The organism is Rhizobium sp. FKL33, from assembly GCF_005222915.1.
Classification (GTDB): Bacteria; Pseudomonadota; Alphaproteobacteria; order Rhizobiales; family Rhizobiaceae; genus Rhizobium_E.
The window spans coordinates 4,675-5,531 of the sequence record NZ_STFX01000049.1 but is presented as its reverse complement, the minus strand read 5'-3'; the positions used below and the strand labels follow the sequence as shown (position 1 = coordinate 5,531).

General features: G+C 64.8%; 1 protein-coding gene. It reads right to left on the bottom strand.

The window, feature by feature from the left end:
* Positions 1-857, bottom strand: an 857-nt coding sequence (locus E8Q41_RS22695; protein WP_205910414.1) for a cadherin-like beta sandwich domain-containing protein, incomplete at both ends; no start/stop codon positions are given.

Below are 857 nucleotides of genomic sequence, written 5' to 3'. Positions count from 1 at the left end.
CGATCCGGACGACAGCGACAGGCTGGTCAGCGTCGCATCGCTGGAGTCCGCTTCAGCCCGGGTGACGGTGACCGTATAGGTCCCGGTCGTCACGCCGTCCTCGGCGGTGACTTCGACGGTGATGGTGTTGTCGCCCACGTCGAGGCTGAGATTGCCGGAGGCCGAGCCCGAAGCGACGGTCGAGCCGTTCACCGTCACCGTGGCGTTGGCGTCGCTGACCACGGGCGTCACCTTGATCGAGCTGACATCATTGTCAACAGAGGCCGTATAGCTGTGGATGGCGCTCGAGAAGCTCGGCGACAGCGATCCGGAGGACAGCGACAGGCTGGTCAGCGTCGCGTCCGTGGAGTCCGCTTCAGCCCGGGTGACGGTGACCGTATAGGTCTCGGTCGTCACGCCGTCCTCGGCGGTGACCACGACGGTGATCGTATTGTCGCCGACATCGAGGCTGAGATTGCCGGAGGCCGAGCCCGAAGCGACGGTCGAGCCGTTCACCGTCACCGTGGCGTTGGCGTCGTTGACGACAGGCGTCACCTTGATCGAGCTGACATCATTGTCGACATAGGCCGTATAGCTGTGGATGGCGCTCGAGAAGCTCGGCGACAGCGATCCGGACGACAGCGACAGGCTGGTCAGCGTCGCGTCGGTGGAGTCCGCTTCAGCTCGCGTGACGGTGACCGTATAGGTCTCGGTCGTCACGCCGTCTTCGGCGGTGACCTCGACGGTGATCGTGTTGTCGCCGACGTCGAGGCTGAGATTGCCGGAGGCCGCGCCCGATGCGACGGTCGTGCTGTTGACTGTCACCGTCGCATTGGCGTCGCTGACGGTGGGTGTCACCTTGATCGAGCTGACATCGC